Source organism: Plesiomonas sp. ISS29, assembly GCF_056522795.1.
This window is the reverse complement of record NZ_JAWRZQ010000001.1, coordinates 722,738-743,448: the sequence shown is the minus strand read 5'-3', so window position 1 is coordinate 743,448 and position 20,711 is coordinate 722,738. Positions and strand designations below refer to the sequence as shown.

Sequence of the window (20,711 nt, the reverse complement as noted above, 5' to 3'; positions counted from 1 at the left end):
ATCTTCTACCAAGCAGTAACAGCATAAAACGCTAGCAGACCAACATCTGCAATGCATTCACATGGCAAGCGAACGCACAAGCACCGCACCCATCACACTGCTGATGGTTAATCTGTGGCGGTAGACCCGCCTGCCAGATAAGCGCATCAACCGTGCAGCTATCAGCACACTGCTGGCAAGTGCTGAGGGTATTGTGGCAGGTATGCTGCAACACAGGTTTAGCCTGTATATTCAATGGCGAATGAGGTTGTAACAGCGCCAGTGCACCACTCGGGCAAGCCTTGGCGCACTGCTGACAACGGCTGCAACATGTAGCGGTAAAATCAAGTACCGGCAGCCCTTGTTCAGACTGAATCAACCCCTCAGGGCAAGCCGACTGACAGGCATTGCACTCTGTTGAGCACAACATCACAAACAAGGCTTCCTCACGCGCATACGGCGGGCGGATCACCTTTGCCGGCAACGCGGTAGCCTGTATTTCGGCGCGCGGTTCACCAGCCTGCTTGATACCGGAAAACAGCCCGCGCAGCAGACCACGGCGGCTGACCGTGCGGTGCTCCATATAAGCCTGATAGTAACGCGCATCTCTCATAACAGATTTTGTTGTACTCTTCTTTTGATATTTCAACAGTATGCAAGGGTTAACAATGCAGGCGAACACTAAGCGGAGTCAGCTCCAGTTCTGCGGTTAAAGTCTGTAAAAAACAGCCTAATACCCTACCCAGCGTCGGGTAAAAATGGCCATATTCAGCCGCACTCAACCGTTGCACATAACGCGCGCTCCACGGCAATAAATGCTCTTCAAGCAGTGTTATTACCGCACTGTCATGGCCCTGCTCCAGCAAATAGGCCAGAGCCAGTAACATCAGGCCAATCTGGTCTTCCGGCTCATTTAACCCGCTGTCAAAACAGATATTCTGCTGGGCTAAAAAGGCACGGTAACGCTGTGCTGACTCTGCCAGTAGCAGATTATCCTGATCCTGATACACCGAGCCCCACGGCGGTGCTGGCATCTCACCCTGCCCTTCAAACAGCACCGAAAAGTGGTAGCGCAAATCTGGCTCGGCAACCGCAAGCTGGGCGCACCACGCTCCAATCTGCGCAGGCTCTGGCCAGCTAAACAGGGTCGGAAGCTCTGGCAACGCAGCCAGCAATGGCGCAGCCTGTTCTGAATCAGGCGGGTAATAAAGCAAGCCACCTAAAATGCGGGAAACCACAGCAATCATCATCTATCCTGAAAAAAATAAACTTATGGGGGATGCAGAGCCATACCGGGGCAGCACTGACCTACCCCGGCATACGCATCACACAACTTACATCACGATACTTACATCACGATACTTACATAACAATACTTACATACAGGCTCGACTACCCGCATTTACTCACCCATACTTACATGCCAATCGCCCACAGATTATAGAAGGCGATGCGGCCAGCCAGTTCGCCCGCAAGCATAATCAGCGCGCCCGCAGCCAACAGCGGAGTTGAACGCGATGTCAGTGCAGCTTTGGGCTGGCACAGCAGTACCAGACAGATCCCGCCACCAATCAGCAGCGCCGCACTCTGCCCCATCCACCAGCTGTGTTGTTGCGCAGCCAGCAGCGGCGATGTCGCGGTCAGAAAACCGATATAGCCGGTTTTACTCAGCACAGTTCCTGCCACTCCGGTCAAGCAAGCCAGCGCCCCCACACGGCGAGCACCGAGCAGCGCTGCACAGATCCCCCCAGCGGCCAGCACAGTCAGCAACATATGCAGTGAGGTATACGGGCTGGCCCATGCGCTGATAGTATCCAGCTGATACACCTGCGGAATTGACCCGACAAACATCAGCCCCAGCAGCACAGCCGCCGTATGTACCAGCTTGCCGAACAGCTGTTGCCCCACACCGCGCCAGTCAAGCAGCACACTCAGTGCTGCCGCACCTAAAAAGAAGCCGCTCAAAATAATCTCATTACTCATCGGTGAGCGAACCGCACCGGCCAGCAGGTTCAGCGCGCGCAGTGGTTGCCCCATATGCAAACCACCAATTGCTGACCCAATGACCAACAACACCAGTGCACCAATACGGGCATGCGCTGCCTGTGCTGCTGATGTCAGCCCCAAAGCAACACTAATAAACAGGCACAACAGTAAACCGGCTGCCGTTTGGCCAAATACGGTAAAAAAAACTAACGGAAGTTCATGCATTTTAAACCTCTCCCTTATTCTGCACAGCACCGGTGGTATCCCCTGATGGGCGCGCATCAGGATGAGGTTTAATAATCAGATTAGGCTTGGTCAGCATAGGATCAGGCAACGGCGCAATCGCATTTTGCGTGCCGTACTTCTGGCGCAGCAGCTCAATATCACCAAAATCGAGCGCCCGCTGCGGGCATGATCCCACACAAACTGGCATCAGCCCTTGCGCAACCCGTTGATAACAGCCATCACACTTGCTCATCACCTTTTTTTGCGCATCAAACTGTGGTGCACCGTACGGGCAGCGCATCTCGCAATAGCGGCAACCGACACAGACATCCTGATTCACCACCACCAAACCATCTTCCGCCCGCTTGTGCATCGCCCCCGTTGGGCAACCCGCCACACAGGTAGGCTCAGAGCAGTGGTTGCAAGCAATCGACAGATAGTAATTGAACACATCCGGTTTCCACGCCGAACCCTGTTTTACCCAGCTACCGCCGCCGTACTCATACACCCGGCGAAATTTTGGGCCGATACCCAGATCTTTCTCATCTTTACAGCTCACTTGGCAGGTTTTACAGCCGGTGCATTTTGCGGAGTTGACATAGAATCCATATTGAGTCATGAGTTAACGCCCCTTATACCGGCTTAATTTCAACAAGATTGGTGTGCTGCGGGTTGCCTTTGCCCAATGCAGTCGGGCGCAACGAGGTTAAACGGTTGATACACCCGCCAACATCCACGCCCTGCTTATCGGTCACCGACCACGCCCCTTCCGGCGCAGCGGCAACACCCGGCATAATTCGTGCCGTCACCTTCACCGGCATCCGCATTTTACCGCGGCTGTTGTACACCTCAGCCACATCACCGGAAGCCAGACCACGAGCTGCAGCATCCAGCGGATTCATCCACAATTCATCGGGTACGGCTTCGCGCAGTTGTAACACGGAAGGATAGGTCGAATGACAATGCCCTTTGGTATGAAAACCGATCAACTGAATCGGGTACTGAGCCAGTGTTTGGGTATCTTGTATCCCCTCAACGGCCGGATAGTACTCAGGCAGCGGAATAATCTTGTCACCTTGTGGCAACGGGCGGGTTTTCGCCAGTGCATCAAGCGCTGCCGAATAGATCTCAATTTTGCCCGACGGTGTTTTGAGCGGGTTCGCCAGTGGATCAGTGCGGAAATCTTTTAACGCGATGTGCTCTTCACTTTTTGCCACTCGGCGGTCAATAATGCCCATACCGTCAGTTTGTTCAAACGGTGGCAAATGTGTCTCGGTTTCGCGCATTTTGTTGTAAGAGGATTTAATCCAGTCTTGGTAGGTTTTCCCTTCCGTAAACTGCTGTTTTAGCCCCATTTTAGCGGCAATTTCAGCCAGCACATCATAGGTAGCACGGTTCTCCCACATCGGTTCAATAGCCTGCTGCAACCGAACCACATAGTGATAAGCACCCGACTGATATGAATTATTGATTAAATCATCTGACTCTAATGTCGAAACATCCGGCAGCAGCAAATCTGCAAATTTTGCAGTCGGTGTCATGTGGTTATCCCACACCAGAATAAACTCGCACAGCGACTCATCTTGTAAAATCTTCTGCGTAGTATTCAAATCAGAGTGCTGATTCGCCGTGACATTACTGGCGTAATTCCACAAAAACTTAATGTTGGTTTTTAGCTGATCACGGCCTTTCACAAAATCATGGATCGCCGTCATCTCTGTGCCGCGCACAATCGCATCTGTCCACAAAAAGCACGGAATCGATACTTTTACCGGATTTGCTAACGCCAAGCCCGGAACAGGATACGTCACACTGCCGCCCCATGTTCCGATGTTAGTTCCCGGACGACCAAACTGCCCCGTCAGCACCGGCAGCATCATAATCGCCCGTGCAGCATGCTCGCCATTGTGTGAGCGCTGCACACCCCAGCCTTGTGAAATCCACGCAGCATTCGCACCGGCAATTTCACGGGCTAACTGCTTAATTCTTGTGGCAGGAATACCGGTCAGCTCACTGGCCCATGCCGGTGTTTTCGCGGTTTTATCTGCTCCTAATCCCAAAATATAGGATTTATACGAACCGTTTGGCTCAGCCGATGCCGGCAGTGAAGCATCATCCCAACCCAAGGTATATTTGGCCAGCATCGCCTCATCAATCAGCTTTTCAGTGATTAACGTATGCACCATGCCCGCCACCAACGCCGCATCCGTACCCGGGCGAATCGGGATCCACTCAGCATCAAATGCCGTAATACTGTCAGTGCGGCGCGGATCAATAATAATCACCCTCGGATTGCTCTGCGCTATTGCATGGTAAATCTCAGCAATCTGGCCACCGCCAGACATGCGGGTTTCGGCCAAATTCTGCCCGAACATCACCACCAGATCAGAATTTTTGATCTCTGAAAACAGCGTTTGCTGCTCTGTTCCGTAGATATTCCCCGCCTGCCCAAACACATACGGCTGAATACTGTTAATTTGGCACTCAGAATACGTGCCGTGCATATCCAAAAAGCCACCGGCTGCACTGAGTAACCGCTTACAGGTATTGCGCCCCTGTAAATTGGCCCCCGTAGTACCCGAACCATATTGATAATAAATTGCTTCATTACCGTACGTTTCAATAACACGAGTAAGTTGGTTGGCCACAATCGTGGTGGCTTCATCCCAACTAATGCGCTTAAATTTTCCCTCTCCGCGCTTGCCAACACGCAACATTGGGTACTTTAAACGGTCTGGGTTATAGGTGCGCCAGCGCGCGGAGCGGCCACGCAGACAAGGGCGGATCTGATGTTGGCCAAACACCGCCTCATCAATACCGTCTTCGGGGGAAATTTTAACCGCCACACCGTCTTTCACATGCACCTTTAATGGGCAACGGCTGCCGCAGTTCACCAAACAAGCACTGTAGCGAATTACTTCATCAGCGGCGGTTGCCGCTGCGGGGGAATTTTCGGTCGCCGCCTGAGCACGAAACGGCAGACTCATTGCGCTGGCAACGGCAGCAGCACCGGTGACTGCCGCAGACCCCTGTACAAAGGTTCGGCGGCTCATCAAGCGCGAAATTATCGATTTTTTAAGGGTCATGACATTGCTCGCATTATTATGATGCAAGCAAGTGTTAACTACTTAGTAGTAGATGCCCATGATCTCCATCAAGCTACGCACACTCTTTGTTACTTCTGTTTTACACACACAACATTCAGTTACATATTTTCGTTATCCAAAAATACCTTTTTATTGGGGGATGCAAAGCAGCATCGCCGCCCACACCGCCGCATGGCTGACCAGATTACCTAACGCATTGCGCCGCCGTTAACGACAGCGCAAATAAAATCAGCTAAAATGATCGTTTACCTGTTCACTGTGGTAAAACAGCCAGTAGTAAACAGCCGTAAAACAAAAGCACCGTTTTACCGATACGAAGGCGCTATCTCGCAAGATCGCCATCGCGCAGATAAAACGCCCAGCCATAACGATGATCTCTTGCCCATTTACAGGCAGCCGCACAGCCAGTAACCGGATAACAACACTATGCCAAAAGGTACACTCTATATTATCTCTGCACCCAGCGGTGCGGGTAAATCTAGTTTAATCAATGCATTACTGAAAACTCACCCTACCTATGACATGCAGGTTTCTGTTTCGCATACCACCCGCGATCCGCGTCCGGGTGAAAACAACGGCGAACACTACCACTTTGTGACTGTGGCTGAATTTACCGCGCTGATTGGTGAAAGTGCATTTTTAGAGTACGCCGAAGTGTTCGGAAACTACTACGGCACATCACGCCCAACGATTGAGAAAGTGCTCAATCAGGGGATTGATGTTTTTTTAGATATCGACTGGCAAGGTGCGGCACAAGTGCGCCAGCTGATGCCACATGCACGCAGCATCTTTATTCTTCCGCCTTCGCGTGAAGAGTTAGAGCGCCGCCTGTGTGGCCGCGGCCAAGACAGCAGTGATGTCATTGCCAAACGCATGGCAAAAGCAGTCAGCGAAATGTCACACTATAATGAGTATGATTACTTAATTATTAATGACGATTTCGATCAAGCACTGGTTGATTTAAAGAACATTATTCGCGCTGAACGCCTAAAGCAGGAGCGACAAACCCTGCGTCATTCTGCGATGATCAGCAAATTGTTGGCAGAGTAAGCTCGGATTGAGTATTATTTCTAGTCATTTGTCTTTTCCCTATTGGATCCATTGGAGTCATTCATGGCCCGCGTAACCGTACAAGACGCCGTTGAGAAAGTTGGTAACCGTTTTGACCTGGTACTGGTCGCTGCACGTCGTGCGCGTCAGATGCAAACTCAAGGTAAAGATCCTTTAGTACCAGAAGAGAACGACAAGTACACCGTGATCGCCCTGCGCGAGATCGAAGATGGTTTGATCAATGCTGATATCCTTGATGCGCGTGCGCGTCAGGAGCAGCAAGAGCAAGAAGCAGCAGAACTGCAAGCGGTTGCCGCTATTGCAGAAGGCCGTCGTTAATTCTCTGTTGAGTGCGCCCTAGACCTTGTACTTATTTGAAAGCCTGTACCAAGTTGCACAGCGCTACCTGCCTGAGGATCAGATCGAACGCCTCAGGCAGGCGTTTATTATCGCGCGTGATGCACACGAAGGCCAAACCCGCTCCAGCGGAGAGCCTTACATCACCCATCCGGTCGCTGTGGCCTGTATTCTGGGCGAGATGCATCTCGACCACGAAACGCTTATGGCTGCGCTGCTGCATGATGTTATTGAAGATACCGAGATAACCCACCAAGACCTGCAAGAGCGCTTTGGAAAAAGCGTGGCCGAGCTGGTTGAAGGGGTATCAAAACTCGATAAACTCAAATTTCGCGATAAAAAAGAGGCGCAAGCCGAGAATTTCCGCAAAATGATCATGGCGATGGTGCAAGACATCCGCGTCATCTTGATCAAGCTGGCCGACCGTACGCACAACATGCGCACACTCGGTTCTCTGCGCCCCGATAAACGCCGCCGTATCGCGCGTGAAACCCTCGAAATTTACAGCCCGCTAGCACACCGCCTTGGTATTCATCACTTGAAAACTGAGCTTGAAGAGCTTGGCTTTGAAGCGCTATATCCCAACCGCTTTCGTGTACTCAAAGAAGTGGTAAAATCCGCACGCGGCAACCGTAAAGAGATGATCCAGAAAATCCTGTCTGAAATTGATGGTCGTCTGAAAGAGGTCGGGCTACCTGCAAAAGTCAGCGGACGCGAAAAACATCTGTACTCCATCTACAACAAAATGCGGCTCAAAGAGCAACGATTTCACAGCATTATGGATATCTACGCCTTTCGCGTGATAGTCAAAGATGTCGACAGTTGTTACCGCGTGCTTGGGCAGATGCACAGCCTGTACAAACCGCGTCCGGGTCGGGTAAAAGATTATATTGCCATCCCCAAAGCCAACGGCTATCAGTCACTGCACACCTCAATGATCGGGCCGCACGGCGTGCCCGTTGAAGTGCAGATCCGTACCGATTATATGGATCAAATGGCTGAAATGGGGGTTGCCGCACACTGGGCTTACAAGCAACAGGGCGAACCCGTTAGCACCGCACAACTGCGGGCACAGCGCTGGATGAAAAGCCTGCTTGAGCTGCAACAGAGTGCCGGTAACTCATTTGAATTTATTGAAAACGTAAAATCTGATCTGTTCCCTGATGAGATCTACGTCTTCACCCCAGAAGGGCGAATTGTCGAGCTGCCTGCCGGCTCAACACCGGTCGATTTTGCCTACGCCGTGCATACCGATATTGGTCACACCTGTGTCGGCTCACGGGTTGATCGCCTGCCGTTCCCGCTCTCTCAGGCGCTAAGCTCCGGCCAAACCGTTGAAATTATTACCGCACCGGGTACCCGCCCGAACGCGGCATGGCTCAACTTTGTCGTCAGCTCAAAAGCGCGCTCCAAAATCCGCCAGATGCTAAAAAATCTCAAGCGGGATGACTCGGTGATCCTTGGCCGTCGTCTGCTCAACCACGCATTAGGTGGCGTAAAACTGGCCGATATTACCCGTGAAAATACCCAGCGCGTGCTCGATGATCTGAAACTGCATACGCTCGATGATCTGCTTGCTGAAGTCGGTTTAGGCAATGCCATGAGCGTGGTCATTGCGCGCCGGTTACAGCAAAAAGCCACCGAACCTCAACCGGTTGCCGAAAGTAGCGAAAAACCAAACACGCATAAAAAGCTGCCGATCCGCGGGGCCGACGGTATTTTGCTCACCTTTGCCAAATGCTGCCGACCAATTCCGGGTGATCCGATTATTGCGCATGTCAGCCCCGGCAAAGGCTTGGTTATCCACCATGAGTCTTGTCGGAATATTCGCGGCTACCAAAAAGAGCCGGAAAAATTCATGGCAGTCGAGTGGGATAAAACCGTTCTCGAACAGGAATTTATCACCGAAATTAAAGTCGAGATGGTCAACCACCACGGTGCACTGGCTGATTTAACCGCCGTTATCGCCACGGCTGAAGCCAATATTTATAACCTGACCACCGAAGAGCGCGATGGTCGGTTGTACAATATTTTCATTCGCCTGAGCGCCCGTGATCGGGTACATCTGGCCAATATTATGCGTAAGATTCGTGTGATGCCGGATGTTATCAAGGTGAGCCGTAACCGTAACTGATGGGGATCTCGCAGCTTGATAGTCAGCCATTAACGGCACTGTCCGGAGTCGGCAGCAGTATTGCCGCACGCTTAAACAAACTCGGTTTGCATAGCGTGCAAGATTTGCTGTTTCACCTGCCGCTGCGTTACGAAGATCGTACCCGCATCACGCCGATTGCCCAGCTGTTACCGCGTTTACACGCTAGCGCCGAAGGCGCGGTGCTGCGAACCGAAATCAGCGCGGGTCGGCGGCGAATGCTGACCTGCCGCATCAGTGACGGTACCGGCACGCTAACACTGCGCTTTTTTCACTTCACGGCGGCCATGAAAAATGGCCTGACCGAAGGCAAGCGCATCAAGGTATTCGGCGAGGTGAAACCCGGTGTCCACGGGCCGGAGATCATTCACCCCGAGTACCGTGCCATCGGGCAGCACGATCAGGCTGTCACCGAAGAGACACTCACACCGGTCTATCCAACCACTGAAGGCTTAAAACAGGCCAGCTTGCGTAAACTGACCGATCAGGCGCTGGCCATGCTCGATAAATTGGCCATTCCTGAACTGCTTCCTTCACAGCTCAATCACCGCCAGATCAGCATCCAGCAGGCCTTGCACCTGCTGCATCGCCCAACGCCCGATATCGCACTTAGCGAACTTGAACAGGGCAAACATCCGGCACAACAACGGCTGATTTTAGAAGAGTTACTGGCGCATAACCTCAGCATGCTGCATGCCCGCACCTGTGCGCAGGCGCATCCTGCTTACGCATTGCCCGAAATCTTGCCACACAATCAGGAAGTTCCGCTCAAACAGGCATTCCTGCAGGCGTTGCCGTTTTCACCTACCGGCGCACAGCAGCGGGTCGTCAGTGAAATTGAATCTGATCTGGCCAACCCATTTCCGATGATGCGACTAGTACAGGGTGATGTGGGGTCGGGTAAAACACTGGTCGCAGCGCTGGCGGCCTTGCGTGCCATCAGCCACGGTAAGCAAGTGGCGCTGATGGCCCCAACCGAGCTGCTAGCCGAACAGCACGCCAATACCTTTCGCCAGTGGTTTACCCCGCTCGGTATTCAGGTAGGCTGGCTGGCCGGAAAGCAAAAAGGCAAAGCGCGCGCGGCACAAGAGCAGGCCATTGCATCGGGTGAGGTAGCGATGATTATCGGCACTCATGCGCTGTTTCAGCAGAGTGTTGCGTTCTCTGATCTGGCACTGATTATTATTGATGAGCAGCACCGTTTTGGTGTGCACCAGCGGCTGACGCTGCGGGAAAAGGGCAGTATTCACGGCTACGCTCCGCACCAACTGATCATGACCGCCACCCCCATTCCGCGCACACTGGCGATGACGGCCTACGCAGATCTAGATACCTCGGTAATCGATGAGCTACCACCCGGCCGCACGCCGGTAACTACCGTTGCGATCCCCGATACACGCCGGGCGGATATCATCCGCCGCGTTAACGAGGCCTGTCACAATGAGCAGCGGCAGGCATACTGGGTCTGCACTCTGATTGATGAATCAGACATGCTCGAAGCACAGGCAGCAGAAGAGACTGCCGCTGACTTGCGTTTACAGCTGCCACACCTGCACATCGGTTTGGTACACGGGCGCATGAAAGCGGCTGAAAAACAGGCGGTGATGGCAGAGTTTAAAGCCGGCACACTCAACTTACTGGTCGCCACCACCGTGATTGAAGTCGGGGTAGATGTACCCAATGCCAGCCTGATGATTATCGAAAACCCCGAGCGTCTGGGGCTAGCACAACTGCACCAACTGCGTGGGAGGGTTGGCCGTGGCGCTGTCGCCTCACACTGTGTACTGCTGTATAAAACGCCGCTGAGTAAAACCGCCCAGCAACGGCTCTCAGTGCTGCGCGACAGCAACGATGGCTTTATTATCGCCCAGCGCGATCTTGATATTCGCGGGCCGGGTGAGCTGCTTGGTACTAAACAGACCGGCATGATGAGCTTTCGGATTGCCGATCTGCTGCGCGATCAGCACCTGATCCCCGATATACAAAAACTGGCGCGCTACCTACATCAGCACTATCCGCAACACAGTCAGGCGATTATTGACCGTTGGTTGGCACACAGTACCGACTACTCCAACGCCTAATTTTCCCGCGTTATTCCGCTTTTGTAATCCTATTTTCTAACCGATAATCTCGCCAAGATCACAGGCAAACGTTTGCTTTTTGTGGTGATCACGTTAAAATGCGCGCCATATCCAACAATACCTACGTTAATGCACTCACCACAATCCACCATTGTGGTCTTCATACATCACACTGTTTTCTTACTTTCATGATCACTGGAATCTAGCATGAGCTCACAAGCTATCGAACCGGAACACATCGATACCACTCCTGCACCTGCCGCCCGACATAACCCCGATCTGGTTTATCGCCTTGACGATCGCCCGCCGTTGCCACAAACCCTGTTTGCCGCTGGTCAGCATTTACTGGCAATGTTTGTGGCGGTTATCACGCCGCCATTGCTGATTTGTCAGGCTCTTGGGCTGCCGGTAGCTGATACCCAGCGCATCATCAGCATGTCACTGTTTGTTTCAGGGTTAGCCTCTTTTCTGACTATTCGCACTGTTGGGCCGATGGGCTCGGGTTTACTCTCAATTCAGGGTACCAGTTTCAACTTTTTAGGCCCAATTATTGCCGGAGGGCTGGCATTAAAACAGGGCGGTGCAGATATCCCGACCATGATGGCGGCGCTATTTGGCACGATCATTCTGGCCTCATTCAGTGAGGTGCTGCTATCACGAATTCTGCATCTAGCACAAAGAGTGATTACCCCGCTGGTTTCGGGCATTGTCGTGACCTTAATTGGTCTGACCCTGATTCAGGTTGGTTTAGTCTCGATTGGCGGAGGCTTTGGTGCGCTCAGTGATGGCAGTTTCGGTAGCCCGAAAAATCTGCTGCTGGCCGGAGTGGTTATCGGGCTGATTGTGCTGCTTAACCGCCAGCGCAACCCCTATTTGCGGGTTGCCTCACTGGTGATCGCCATGGGGGCCGGTTATCTGGTGGCATGGGCATTGAACATGCTGCCAACAGTTCCGCACGATGCCCCACTACTGATGCTGCCAACCCCACTCTACTACGGTCTGAGTGTTAACTGGAGCTTACTGCTGCCGCTGGTGCTGGTATTTTTAGTCACCTCGCTCGAGGCGATTGGTGATATTACCGCCACGTCAGAGGTCTCTGAACAACCGGTCAGCGGGCCGGTGTACATCCGCCGCATCAAAGGCGGAGTGCTGGCTGATGGCATTAACTCGGCACTGGCCGGTGTTTTCAACAGCTTTCCTAACTCAACATTTAGCCAGAACAACGGCGTGATCCAAATGACTGGCGTTGCCAGCCGCTATGTCGGTTATGCGGTAGCCGCAATGTTGGCACTGCTTGGTTTGTTCCCTTCCATCGCCAACTGGGTACTGAGCATTCCAGAGCCCGTACTGGGCGGTGCAACCATTGTGATGTTTGGCTCCATTGCTGCCGCCGGTGTACGGATTATCGCACGTGAACAGCTCGACCGCCGTGCCGTACTGATCATTGCCATTTCACTGGCGATGGGCTTAGGTGTGGCCCAGCAGCCACAAATCCTGCAATTTGCCCCTGACTGGCTGCGCTCGGTGCTCTCATCCGGTTTGGCGGCTGGCGGCTTTACCGCCATCGCACTGAATTTAATTCTGCCGCAAGAGTTGCCTGAAAAGGGTTTCACTGAACAGCCTCAGACCGTAAAAAGTACCCTCACTGCCCGCTCTATAGATCAGCAATAGAAATCCGCACCCTTTCCCCTTTGCTTACTACTTTTGACTCACCGCCGTTGGTGGTGAGTCAATCAACTTTAGCGCGATTTGCGTCCATCCCGCATAACCAACAACAACATGCAACAAGGCTAGTAACTCTCGGCAGAAACAGGCAGACTGTTGATAAAATCAGCATACCTGACTTACGGAAGAGCCATGCACACGTCAAGGTGCACTCACGGAGGATTGATGTCCGATAATTTCACCCTACTCAACCAGATACTCAAAGAGCGCGCACCGGAAGAGCTCCTGTTTTTGTCTGATCTGCTGCTCAAGCAAGACTTGCTACACTTAGCGATCCGCTGTCTTGAGCACGTATACCAGCAGTCGGGCGGATCACCGCAGCTCAATTTACGTCTAGCACGCGCCTACGCACAGGCGGGAATGTCGCCACTGAACCGGCATCAGGCGGAACTGAGCACACAGTGATTACTCGCCAAAGCCATCACCAAAAACACAACAGCAATAAAGAGCAAACACGGAAGAGTAGACAGAAAACGTGCCTGTTATCTGCAGGCGTATAACCCCTTGGCTTATCATCAACTGCCCATTATGAAGATACTGACAAAATTTCTGGCCACACTGCTGATCCTGTTCCTGCTGGCCATCATACTGGCGTATGCACTGCTGCAAACGCCACTGGGTGCAGAACGGGTCAGCCGCTGGATTTCAGCCTACACACCGTATCAGCTCTCACTGACCGGCATTCAACACAGCCCGCTGTCACCGCGCCAAATTCGCCTGACAGAGGTGCGCTTAGCCCAGCAAGGCAGCGCACTGCTCGATGCTCGGCAGGTCACGCTGACCCTGAATTTACGCACTCTACTGCACCCGCTGCATTGGCAAAAAATTCTGCTGCAAGAGGGTGAACTGCGCCTGCCCGCCCTGCTAAAACCGGCGAGCGGCCCGTTTTTGTCCGCACAACAACTGCAGCTCGACAACATGGCTATCAGTAGCCGTGTGGCCGATATGCCGCTAACCGCCCATCCGGTTAACGGTGGTATCACCCCATTCAGCCCAGATCAACAGAGCTTTTTGGGGGAAAATGCCCGCTTTGAGCTCTCATCCCCCCAACTTGATCTGGGCGAGTTGACCCTAAATAACCTCTTTTTACAAGGCCACTGGCAGCAGGGAAAACTGCGCATTGATGATTTTGGTGCCGATGCACTGCAGGGGCAAATCACCGCCACCGCCGAACGCAGCATACAAGGGGCATGGAAGATCAATGATCTGCGCCTGACCCGCCTACGCCTGCAAGATAACCGCCTGCCCGCGCTGCTGGCTCGCTACTGGCACACTCTGCCCAATATCACCCTGCAACGGGCCGATATTGTCGGCGCACGGGTAGAGGGCAATGACTGGTCAGTCAACGATCTTGATCTTAGCCTCAGTAACCTGCAAATCGGCCAAGGCAAATGGTCATCGCACGACGGCCAACTGAGCATCAACACACTTGATCTAGTGCGCGGCAATCTGCACCTGCGTGAACCAGCGCTGCGCCTGAGTTTTACCGCCGACGGCATCACCATTGATGATTTTAGTACCCGCTTTGAAAATGGCCTGATCAACGGCTACGGCAGTTGGCGCGCTGCCGACCAAACGTTGCAGTGGGATCAACTCAACATTACCGGCATTGAATACAGTATTCCGGCCACATGGGCACAGTGGCTGACCCGCCCGCTGCCTGCCGCATTCAGCCAAATCAACGTATTAAAGCTAGAGCTAAACAACAACTTATTGGTGGATATAAACCCACTGCGGCCTTTTCAGTTCACCGCACTTAACGCCAACGGCAGCAACCTGCAACTGGCACAGCATCAGCGCTGGGGATTGTGGCGCGGCAGCTTACGTGCCAGCGCCCGCGCGGCAACGGTCAATAAAGTAGATATGCGCAATGTCGCCGCTGATCTGCAAGCCGATAACGGCGCAGTGACTCTGCGTGATTTCAGCGCCTTTACCGGAAAAGGGTTACTGGAAGGAAATGGCACACTACTGCAACGGGATAACTGGCCAGCCAGCCTACAACTGAGCGGCCAGCAAATAGCGCTCGACAGCCTACAACAGTGGGGCTGGCACACCCTGCCGCTGCGCGGTGTCGGCAACCTGAACCTCAATTTGCAGGCTAATTTGCTCACGGCTGACAGCGCACGACAATCGCTTAGCGGAGAGCTACAACTGACCGCCGATCAAGCACTGCTGCGCGGGATTAATGCCCCGAGCCTGTGGTCACAAGCCCAACGCTCACCGATACCCGATCAGTGGATTGCGCAGTCAACGCTTGAAGGGCAACAGACCTTGCTGAGAAATCTGCAGCTGCATCTGCGGGCAGAAAAGGGGCAGATACAGGTACAAAATGCCGCCTTTAGTGGCGATCAGCTACAAGGGTGGATCAGCGGCAGTTATTCGCTGGCACAACCGCCGGTCAGCCCAACAGCCGAACCGTACCGTCTGCAACTGCAGCTCGATAACCGCATCAACTGCCAACGGCTTACCCGTATCTGGCGTACCCCGCTAACCCGCATTGCGCCATCAGCAACGGCACAAAATACGGTTAATGATTCTGATACAACAGCGGATCATGGGCCCGATCAGAGCAGCAGCTCAGTCAGCGGCGTACCCGAATGTGTTCCGGCTGGCAGTACCATATAAGTCCCGACAAATACCGCGCCTTGCGATTCATCGGTCAACAGGCGCACCTTGATCTGCACGCGGGCTTTGCGTCCGCGTGCCAGACGATCCAGATCGCCGCCTAAATCATTCAGATCCGCCACCGCTCGTGGACGGTTACGCACCGCCTGCGGATAACGAATATGTGCATCTACCAGAATAATCTCACCGCCCAGATTACGCTCACGCAACAGCAGCCAGATCAGCCCCCAACCCGTTAGCGTTGCCAGTGAAAACAGACTGCCGGCAAACACCGAATCATGCGGGTTCAAATTCGCATTCAGCGGCAGCGCTGTTTCGAAACGCTGTCCGGTGTACTGCACAATCTTCACCCCCATTTTTTCGCTGATCGGAATCGACTGATACCACGCCTGCTGTAACTGATGACACCAGTCAGGCCGGTGTAAGATAGCATCCATATCCGGCAGCGGCTTTATCATCAGAAAGTGTCGCACCGGCGTTGTCAGCCCTGCCTGAATCTCACCCTGATTCTGATAGCCCAGCTGGATAAAAAAAGGCACAGCCTCCTCGCGGGCACTGCATACCACCCTCTTCGCCCCCTCTTGGCGGGCAACCGACTCTAGCGCCATCGCCACCAGCGTGCCTAAACCCCGCCCGCGAAAACTCGCATCTACCGCCATAAAGCGGATCGCCGCCTCATCATCGGCATTGATATAGACCCGCCCAATTGCGACCGGATTATCCTGATCATCCACCACCATTTGATGATGCGCACAAGCATCATAGCCATCGCGCTCTGATCCTACCGGCTGGCGTAACGGCTCACGTAGCATCTGCCAGCGAAAATGGTAATAGCGCTGCAGCGCCTCTTCAGTCAGCGGAGTACTTAAGCGATACATCCTTGTCGCCCTCTTTTACAATAGAGAAACCATCTGCCGGATACCGGCTACACCTGCAACCAGAAAGTCACTGGGCCATCATTTTGCAGGCTCACCTGCATATCAGCAGCAAACTGCCCCTGTGCGGTACTGATTTTTTCACGGCAACAAGCACTGAAATAGTCGTATAACGCCTCAGCCTGTTGCGGCGAAGCCGCTGATGAGAAGCTCGGGCGCATCCCCTTGCCAGTATCGGCTGCCAGCGTAAATTGGGAAACCACCAGCACACTGCCGCCGGCCTGCTGTACATTCAGGTTCATCTTGCCATCAGCATCATCAAAAATGCGGTAGCCCAACACCCGATCAACCAGACGACGCGCTTTCGCCTCATCATCCTCTTTTTCTACGCCCAGCAAAATCAGCAGCCCGTGGCCAATCTCACCCACCACGTGCCCGTCAACCTCGACCCGTGCTTCACGCACACGCTGAATCAATCCAATCATCCTAATCACTCTCTTTTTCTAAAAATACCCAAATTGGCAACTACAACGGGTATGCCTCGGTCAGCTCAAGCAGTGCGCGAATCAACCCATCGGTGATCCCCGGCTCCATACTGCTGTGGCCGGCATTTGGCACTACCTGCAATGCCGCCTGTGGCAAGGCCTGACACAACTGCCACGCATTCTCAAACGGGCAGATCATATCGTAACGGCCATGCACAATACGCACTGGTATTCCCTGCAATACCGCCGCATTCTGCACAATAAAATTCTCAGGCAAACGTGTCGCCGCGCGAAAATAGTGGCACTCCAACCGTGCCAGCGCTACGGCATGCTGCAAATTACTCATCTGCTCCCACACTGTCGGGTCTGGCAACAGTTGCATCAAATGCGCCTCCCACAACGCCCAGCTTTTTGCCGCAGCACTGCGCTCTAACTCATTATCCGAACTCAGACGTTGCCAGTAACCTTCCAGCACCTGCTCACTATCGGTAACGCCACCAAGCGGCGCAATAAACTGCTGGTAATGCTCAGGAAAAACCTGACTAGCACCGCCCTGCGGGCTGTAGAGCCAATCAAAATCTTGTTGGCGGGAAAGGAAAATACCGCGCAGTACCATCGCACTAACACGCTGCGGGTGGGCAATCGCATACAATAAACTTAACGTACTGCCCCATGACCCGCCAAACAGCATCCACTGCGCTAAATCGAGCGATTCACGAATCGCTTCCATATCATCAATCAGCGCCTGCGGATGATTATCCTGCAAACTGCCGTACGGCAGTGAACGGCCACAGCCGCGCTGATCAAATAAAATAATATGAAAACGGGTGGGATCAAAAAAACGCCGGCTCTGTTCACTGCAACCCGCCCCAGGGCCACCGTGCACAAACAGCACCGGAATACCCTGCGGATTACCAGCCTGCTCAACATAAATCTGGTGTTCTCCACGGCGAATGAAGCCGCTTGCAAACGGGTGAATAGGTGGATACAAATGGAACATAACAACTCCCTATACCATGGAAAACACCGTGATGAACACACTTTGTGTTACGCGTTCCCCGCCCCAGCTTGTGGGTCTGAGTCTGAATCTGCTATCTGCTTTTGTAGCTGCCATTCACCCAATGTTGCCGTTACCTCAGCGCCCAACAACACAATACACCAGCTCAGATAAACCCAAACAAATAAGATAGGGATCACCGCCAGCGCACCGTAAATCAACTGATACGATGGGAAAAAGGCAATATACAGCGTAAAGATTTTTTTACTTACCTCAAACAGCAACGCCGCAAACAGCGCACCACTGAACGCATGCCATGTTGGTACCCGCTCGGTCGGTACTACACCGTACAACAACCAAAATGACAGCGCAGACAAGATCATCGGCAACAGCACCAGCAGGTTATCCAGCACCCCATTAATGCCGGTATCACTCAGTAATTTAAGCGATAACAGATACGAACTGGTCACTAAACTGGCCCCCGCCAGCAGCGGGCCTAACGTCAAAATCATCCAGTACACGGCAAATGAAACCATCGCCGGACGACGGTGTTTACTGCGCCAGATAGCATTTAATGCTTTATCTACCGCAGAAATTAGCAGTAACGAAGTCACCACCAGCGCAATAATGCCCACCGCACTCATGTTGCTGGAATTTGAAACAAACTGATCGAGATAATTTTGTACCACATCACCGGTCGCCGGTACAAAATTACTGAACACAAAATGTTTTACCTGATCGGTGATCCCAACAAAGACCGGAAAAGCAGTAAACACCGAAAAAATCACCGTCACCAGAGGAACCAGTGAAAGCAGCGTCACATAGGCAAGATAACCGGCCGTGATCGTCAAACGGCTCTCGCCACTGCGGCTCAATAATAGACGGAAAAAGCCCCGATTCTGCCACCATGTGGTCGGCTGTAACCCTTTATACATCGCTCTTTTCCTCATCTGTTGCAGTTTTATTTGTTCACATGCTGTTATCAGATGCACTCATCAGTGCCATCTAATCACATCATCTAATCACACCATGCAGTCAATCACATGCTTTACCGTGTTTAGTCTAGATAAAAAAAAGAGGACACCCGTAGGCATCCTCTTTCTCATCACCCAAAACATAATAACTACATTTTAGGATGCAGAACACGCAATAACTAATCCGTAGGGATTACTTACGGTGTGCACGCTTACGGTCGTTTTCAGTCAGGTGTTTCTTACGAATACGAACGCTTTGTGGCGTTACTTCTACCAGTTCGTCATCATCGATGAACTCCAGAGCTTGCTCCAGGGTCATCTTGATAGGGCTAACCAGCGTTGTTGCTTCGTCTGTACCAGAAGCACGCATGTTAGTCAGCTTCTTACCTTGCAGACAGTTTACAGTCAGGTCATTAGAACGGCTGTGAATACCGATGATCTGGCCTTCGTAAACTTCAGTACCGTGACCCAAGAACAGGCGACCACGATCTTGCAGACTGTACAGCGCGTAAGCCAGTGCTTTACCAGTACCGTTAGAGATCAGAACACCGTTGATGCGCTGACCAATTTCGCCCGGACGCACGTCATCATAGTGGCTGAAGCTAGAGTACAGCAGGCCAGTACCAGAAGTCATGGTCATGAAATCAGTACGGAAACCGATCAGGCCACGGCTAGGGATGATGTAATCCAAACGGATACGGCCCTTGCCATCAGGGATCATGTCGCGCATTTCACCCTTACGCAGACCCATCGCTTCCATCACAGAACCTTGGTTCTGCTCTTCGATGTCCAGAGTCACTTGCTCGAATGGCTCTTGTTTACGGCCATCGATATCACGGAAAATTACTTTCGGACGGGATACCGCCAGCTCGTAACCTTCACGACGCATGTTTTCGATCAAAACAGACAGGTGCAATTCACCACGGCCTGATACACGGAATGCATCTGGATCTTCTGTCTCTTCAACGCGCAGTGCAACGTTGTGTACCAGCTCTTTACGCAGACGGTCAAGAATCTGACGTGAAGTCACAAACTTACCTTCGCGGCCACAGAATGGCGAGGTGTTTACACAGAAGAACATGGTAACGGTTGGTTCATCAACAGTCAGTGCTGGCAGTGCTTCAACGGCAGTAGGGTCACACAGAGTATCAGAGATATTCAGCTCGCCTAAACCGGTGATAGCGATGATATCGCCCGCTTCACACACTTCAGCTTCGATACGTTGCAGGCCCATATGGCCCAGAACTTTACCGACTTTACCGTTACGACGGTTGCCTTCGCTATCAACAATAACGATCTGCTGGTTCGGCTTCACAGAACCACGCTTGATACGGCCGATACCGATAACACCAACATAGTTGTTGTAATCGAGCTGAGAGATTTGCATCTGGAAAGGTGCTTCCATCTCAACTTGTGGTGGCTGTACGTGCTTAACGATGGTTTCGAACAATGGCGTCATGTTGTCAGCCATTTCGTCAGTTTCCAGACCGGCGATACCGTTCAGTGCTGAAGCATAAACAATTGGGAAGTCCAGTTGTTCATCGGTCGCACCCAGGTTAACGAACAGGTCAAATACCTGATCAACAACCCAATCAGGGCGTGAACCTGGGCGGTCAACCTTGTTGATAACCACGATCGGACGTAAACCGTAAGCAAACGCTTTTTGGGTTACGAAACGAGTTTGTGGCATCGGGCCGTCCATTGCATCTACCAGCAACAGTACGGAATCTACCATCGACATCACACGCTCTACTTCACCACCGAAGTCGGCGTGACCCGGGGTGTCAACGATGTTAATGCGGTATCCGTTCCACTCGATGGCGGTGTTTTTAGCCAGAATGGTAATTCCACGCTCTTTTTCCAGATCGTTGGAGTCCATTACACGTTCGGTCGCGTCATTACGCTCTCCGAGGGTGCCGGATTGTTGCAGCAGCTTATCAACCAGGGTGGTTTTACCGTGGTCAACGTGGGCAATGATGGCGATATTACGCAGATTCTCAATCACAGATGTGGTCTCTGGGGGTTAACAAATTAGCGGCTATTGTACACAGGTTGAGCAAAAGACTAAACCGATCACAGCAAAACATTGCTGG

17 protein-coding genes are annotated in these 20,711 nt (G+C 52.6%); 7 read left to right on the top strand and 10 right to left on the bottom strand.

Annotated elements, in window-relative coordinates:
- Positions 1–31 precede the first annotated feature (31 nt).
- The 5 genes from AC1HDJ_RS03215 to AC1HDJ_RS03195 form a co-directional block, all read right to left on the bottom strand.
- Positions 32–592 carry a 4Fe-4S binding protein gene (locus AC1HDJ_RS03215; protein WP_479533324.1) on the bottom strand — a complete coding sequence of 187 codons (561 nt, stop codon included), beginning with the start codon at positions 590–592 and terminating at the stop codon, positions 32–34.
- Between the two features lie 49 nt (positions 593–641).
- Positions 642–1,229, bottom strand: a complete 588-nt coding sequence (locus tag AC1HDJ_RS03210; protein WP_479533322.1) for a TorD/DmsD family molecular chaperone — start codon at positions 1,227–1,229, stop codon at positions 642–644.
- A gap of 166 nt (positions 1,230–1,395) precedes the next feature.
- Entirely contained in the window at positions 1,396–2,190 is a 795-nt protein-coding gene (locus AC1HDJ_RS03205) for a dimethyl sulfoxide reductase anchor subunit family protein (RefSeq protein ID WP_479533320.1), read from the bottom strand.
- 1 nt (position 2,191) lies between these two features.
- Positions 2,192–2,809, bottom strand: coding sequence for a DMSO/selenate family reductase complex B subunit (locus AC1HDJ_RS03200; RefSeq protein ID WP_479533318.1), 618 nt, complete (start codon positions 2,807–2,809; stop codon positions 2,192–2,194).
- 13 nt (positions 2,810–2,822) lie between these two features.
- Positions 2,823–5,276, bottom strand: coding sequence for a DMSO/selenate family reductase complex A subunit (locus AC1HDJ_RS03195; RefSeq protein ID WP_479533316.1), 2,454 nt, complete (start codon positions 5,274–5,276; stop codon positions 2,823–2,825).
- Between the two features lie 447 nt (positions 5,277–5,723).
- On the opposite strand from AC1HDJ_RS03195, the gene gmk reads away from it, so the two are divergent.
- The 7 genes from gmk to AC1HDJ_RS03160 all read left to right on the top strand — a co-directional run bounded on the left by gmk (position 5,724) and on the right by AC1HDJ_RS03160 (position 15,287).
- Positions 5,724–6,347, top strand: a complete 624-nt coding sequence (gene gmk, locus AC1HDJ_RS03190; RefSeq protein ID WP_438633845.1) for a guanylate kinase — start codon at positions 5,724–5,726, stop codon at positions 6,345–6,347.
- A gap of 63 nt (positions 6,348–6,410) precedes the next feature.
- Positions 6,411–6,686 carry a DNA-directed RNA polymerase subunit omega gene (gene rpoZ / locus AC1HDJ_RS03185; RefSeq protein ID WP_438622659.1) on the top strand — a complete coding sequence of 92 codons (276 nt, stop codon included), beginning with the start codon at positions 6,411–6,413 and terminating at the stop codon, positions 6,684–6,686.
- Between the two features lie 25 nt (positions 6,687–6,711).
- A complete protein-coding gene (gene spoT / locus AC1HDJ_RS03180; RefSeq protein WP_479533313.1) occupies positions 6,712–8,838 on the top strand; it encodes a bifunctional GTP diphosphokinase/guanosine-3',5'-bis pyrophosphate 3'-pyrophosphohydrolase in 2,127 nt (708 codons plus the stop codon).
- Positions 8,838–10,937, top strand: a complete 2,100-nt coding sequence (gene recG, locus AC1HDJ_RS03175) for an ATP-dependent DNA helicase RecG (protein ID WP_479533310.1) — start codon at positions 8,838–8,840, stop codon at positions 10,935–10,937. Before spoT ends, recG begins: the two co-directional genes overlap by 1 nt.
- A gap of 207 nt (positions 10,938–11,144) precedes the next feature.
- Positions 11,145–12,608 carry a uracil-xanthine permease family protein gene (locus AC1HDJ_RS03170; RefSeq protein ID WP_479533308.1) on the top strand — a complete coding sequence of 488 codons (1,464 nt, stop codon included), beginning with the start codon at positions 11,145–11,147 and terminating at the stop codon, positions 12,606–12,608.
- Between the two features lie 219 nt (positions 12,609–12,827).
- Positions 12,828–13,067: a hypothetical protein gene (locus AC1HDJ_RS03165; RefSeq protein WP_479533306.1), complete on the top strand. Its 240-nt coding sequence runs from the start codon at positions 12,828–12,830 to the stop codon at positions 13,065–13,067.
- A 123-nt stretch (positions 13,068–13,190) separates the two neighbouring features.
- A complete protein-coding gene (locus tag AC1HDJ_RS03160; RefSeq protein WP_479533304.1) occupies positions 13,191–15,287 on the top strand; it encodes an AsmA family protein in 2,097 nt (698 codons plus the stop codon).
- Here the strand turns inward: AC1HDJ_RS03160 and fabY are convergent.
- The 5 genes from fabY to typA form a co-directional block, all read right to left on the bottom strand.
- Positions 15,227–16,165, bottom strand: coding sequence for a fatty acid biosynthesis protein FabY (fabY, locus tag AC1HDJ_RS03155; protein ID WP_479533302.1), 939 nt, complete (start codon positions 16,163–16,165; stop codon positions 15,227–15,229). The genes AC1HDJ_RS03160 and fabY overlap by 61 nt on opposite strands.
- A gap of 47 nt (positions 16,166–16,212) precedes the next feature.
- Positions 16,213–16,647 carry a D-aminoacyl-tRNA deacylase gene (dtd, locus tag AC1HDJ_RS03150; protein ID WP_479533300.1) on the bottom strand — a complete coding sequence of 145 codons (435 nt, stop codon included), beginning with the start codon at positions 16,645–16,647 and terminating at the stop codon, positions 16,213–16,215.
- Positions 16,648–16,687: 40 nt separating this feature from the next.
- Positions 16,688–17,647: a prolyl aminopeptidase gene (gene pip / locus AC1HDJ_RS03145; protein ID WP_479533298.1), complete on the bottom strand. Its 960-nt coding sequence runs from the start codon at positions 17,645–17,647 to the stop codon at positions 16,688–16,690.
- Between the two features lie 47 nt (positions 17,648–17,694).
- A complete protein-coding gene (locus AC1HDJ_RS03140; protein WP_479533296.1) occupies positions 17,695–18,579 on the bottom strand; it encodes a virulence factor BrkB family protein in 885 nt (294 codons plus the stop codon).
- 232 nt (positions 18,580–18,811) lie between these two features.
- Entirely contained in the window at positions 18,812–20,623 is a 1,812-nt protein-coding gene (gene typA / locus AC1HDJ_RS03135; RefSeq protein ID WP_479533294.1) for a translational GTPase TypA, read from the bottom strand.
- Positions 20,624–20,711 lie beyond the last annotated feature (88 nt).

What these genes read in the sequence shown, in the direction of transcription:
- recG (WP_479533310.1), top strand. Translation starts at nt 8,838, where the DNA reads ATGGGGATCTCGCAGCTTGATAGTCAGCCATTAACGGCACTGTCCGGA.
- AC1HDJ_RS03215 (WP_479533324.1), bottom strand. Translation starts at nt 592, where the DNA reads ATGAGAGATGCGCGTTACTATCAGGCTTATATGGAGCACCGCACGGTC.
- dtd (WP_479533300.1), bottom strand. Translation starts at nt 16,647, where the DNA reads ATGATTGGATTGATTCAGCGTGTGCGTGAAGCACGGGTCGAGGTTGAC.
- AC1HDJ_RS03160 (WP_479533304.1), top strand. Translation starts at nt 13,191, where the DNA reads ATGAAGATACTGACAAAATTTCTGGCCACACTGCTGATCCTGTTCCTG.
- AC1HDJ_RS03195 (WP_479533316.1), bottom strand. Translation starts at nt 5,276, where the DNA reads ATGACCCTTAAAAAATCGATAATTTCGCGCTTGATGAGCCGCCGAACC.
- gmk (WP_438633845.1), top strand. Translation starts at nt 5,724, where the DNA reads ATGCCAAAAGGTACACTCTATATTATCTCTGCACCCAGCGGTGCGGGT.
- pip (WP_479533298.1), bottom strand. Translation starts at nt 17,647, where the DNA reads ATGTTCCATTTGTATCCACCTATTCACCCGTTTGCAAGCGGCTTCATT.
- AC1HDJ_RS03205 (WP_479533320.1), bottom strand. Translation starts at nt 2,190, where the DNA reads ATGCATGAACTTCCGTTAGTTTTTTTTACCGTATTTGGCCAAACGGCA.
- AC1HDJ_RS03210 (WP_479533322.1), bottom strand. Translation starts at nt 1,229, where the DNA reads ATGATGATTGCTGTGGTTTCCCGCATTTTAGGTGGCTTGCTTTATTAC.
- fabY (WP_479533302.1), bottom strand. Translation starts at nt 16,165, where the DNA reads ATGTATCGCTTAAGTACTCCGCTGACTGAAGAGGCGCTGCAGCGCTAT.
- AC1HDJ_RS03200 (WP_479533318.1), bottom strand. Translation starts at nt 2,809, where the DNA reads ATGACTCAATATGGATTCTATGTCAACTCCGCAAAATGCACCGGCTGT.
- rpoZ (WP_438622659.1), top strand. Translation starts at nt 6,411, where the DNA reads ATGGCCCGCGTAACCGTACAAGACGCCGTTGAGAAAGTTGGTAACCGT.
- AC1HDJ_RS03140 (WP_479533296.1), bottom strand. Translation starts at nt 18,579, where the DNA reads ATGTATAAAGGGTTACAGCCGACCACATGGTGGCAGAATCGGGGCTTT.
- AC1HDJ_RS03165 (WP_479533306.1), top strand. Translation starts at nt 12,828, where the DNA reads ATGTCCGATAATTTCACCCTACTCAACCAGATACTCAAAGAGCGCGCA.
- AC1HDJ_RS03170 (WP_479533308.1), top strand. Translation starts at nt 11,145, where the DNA reads ATGAGCTCACAAGCTATCGAACCGGAACACATCGATACCACTCCTGCA.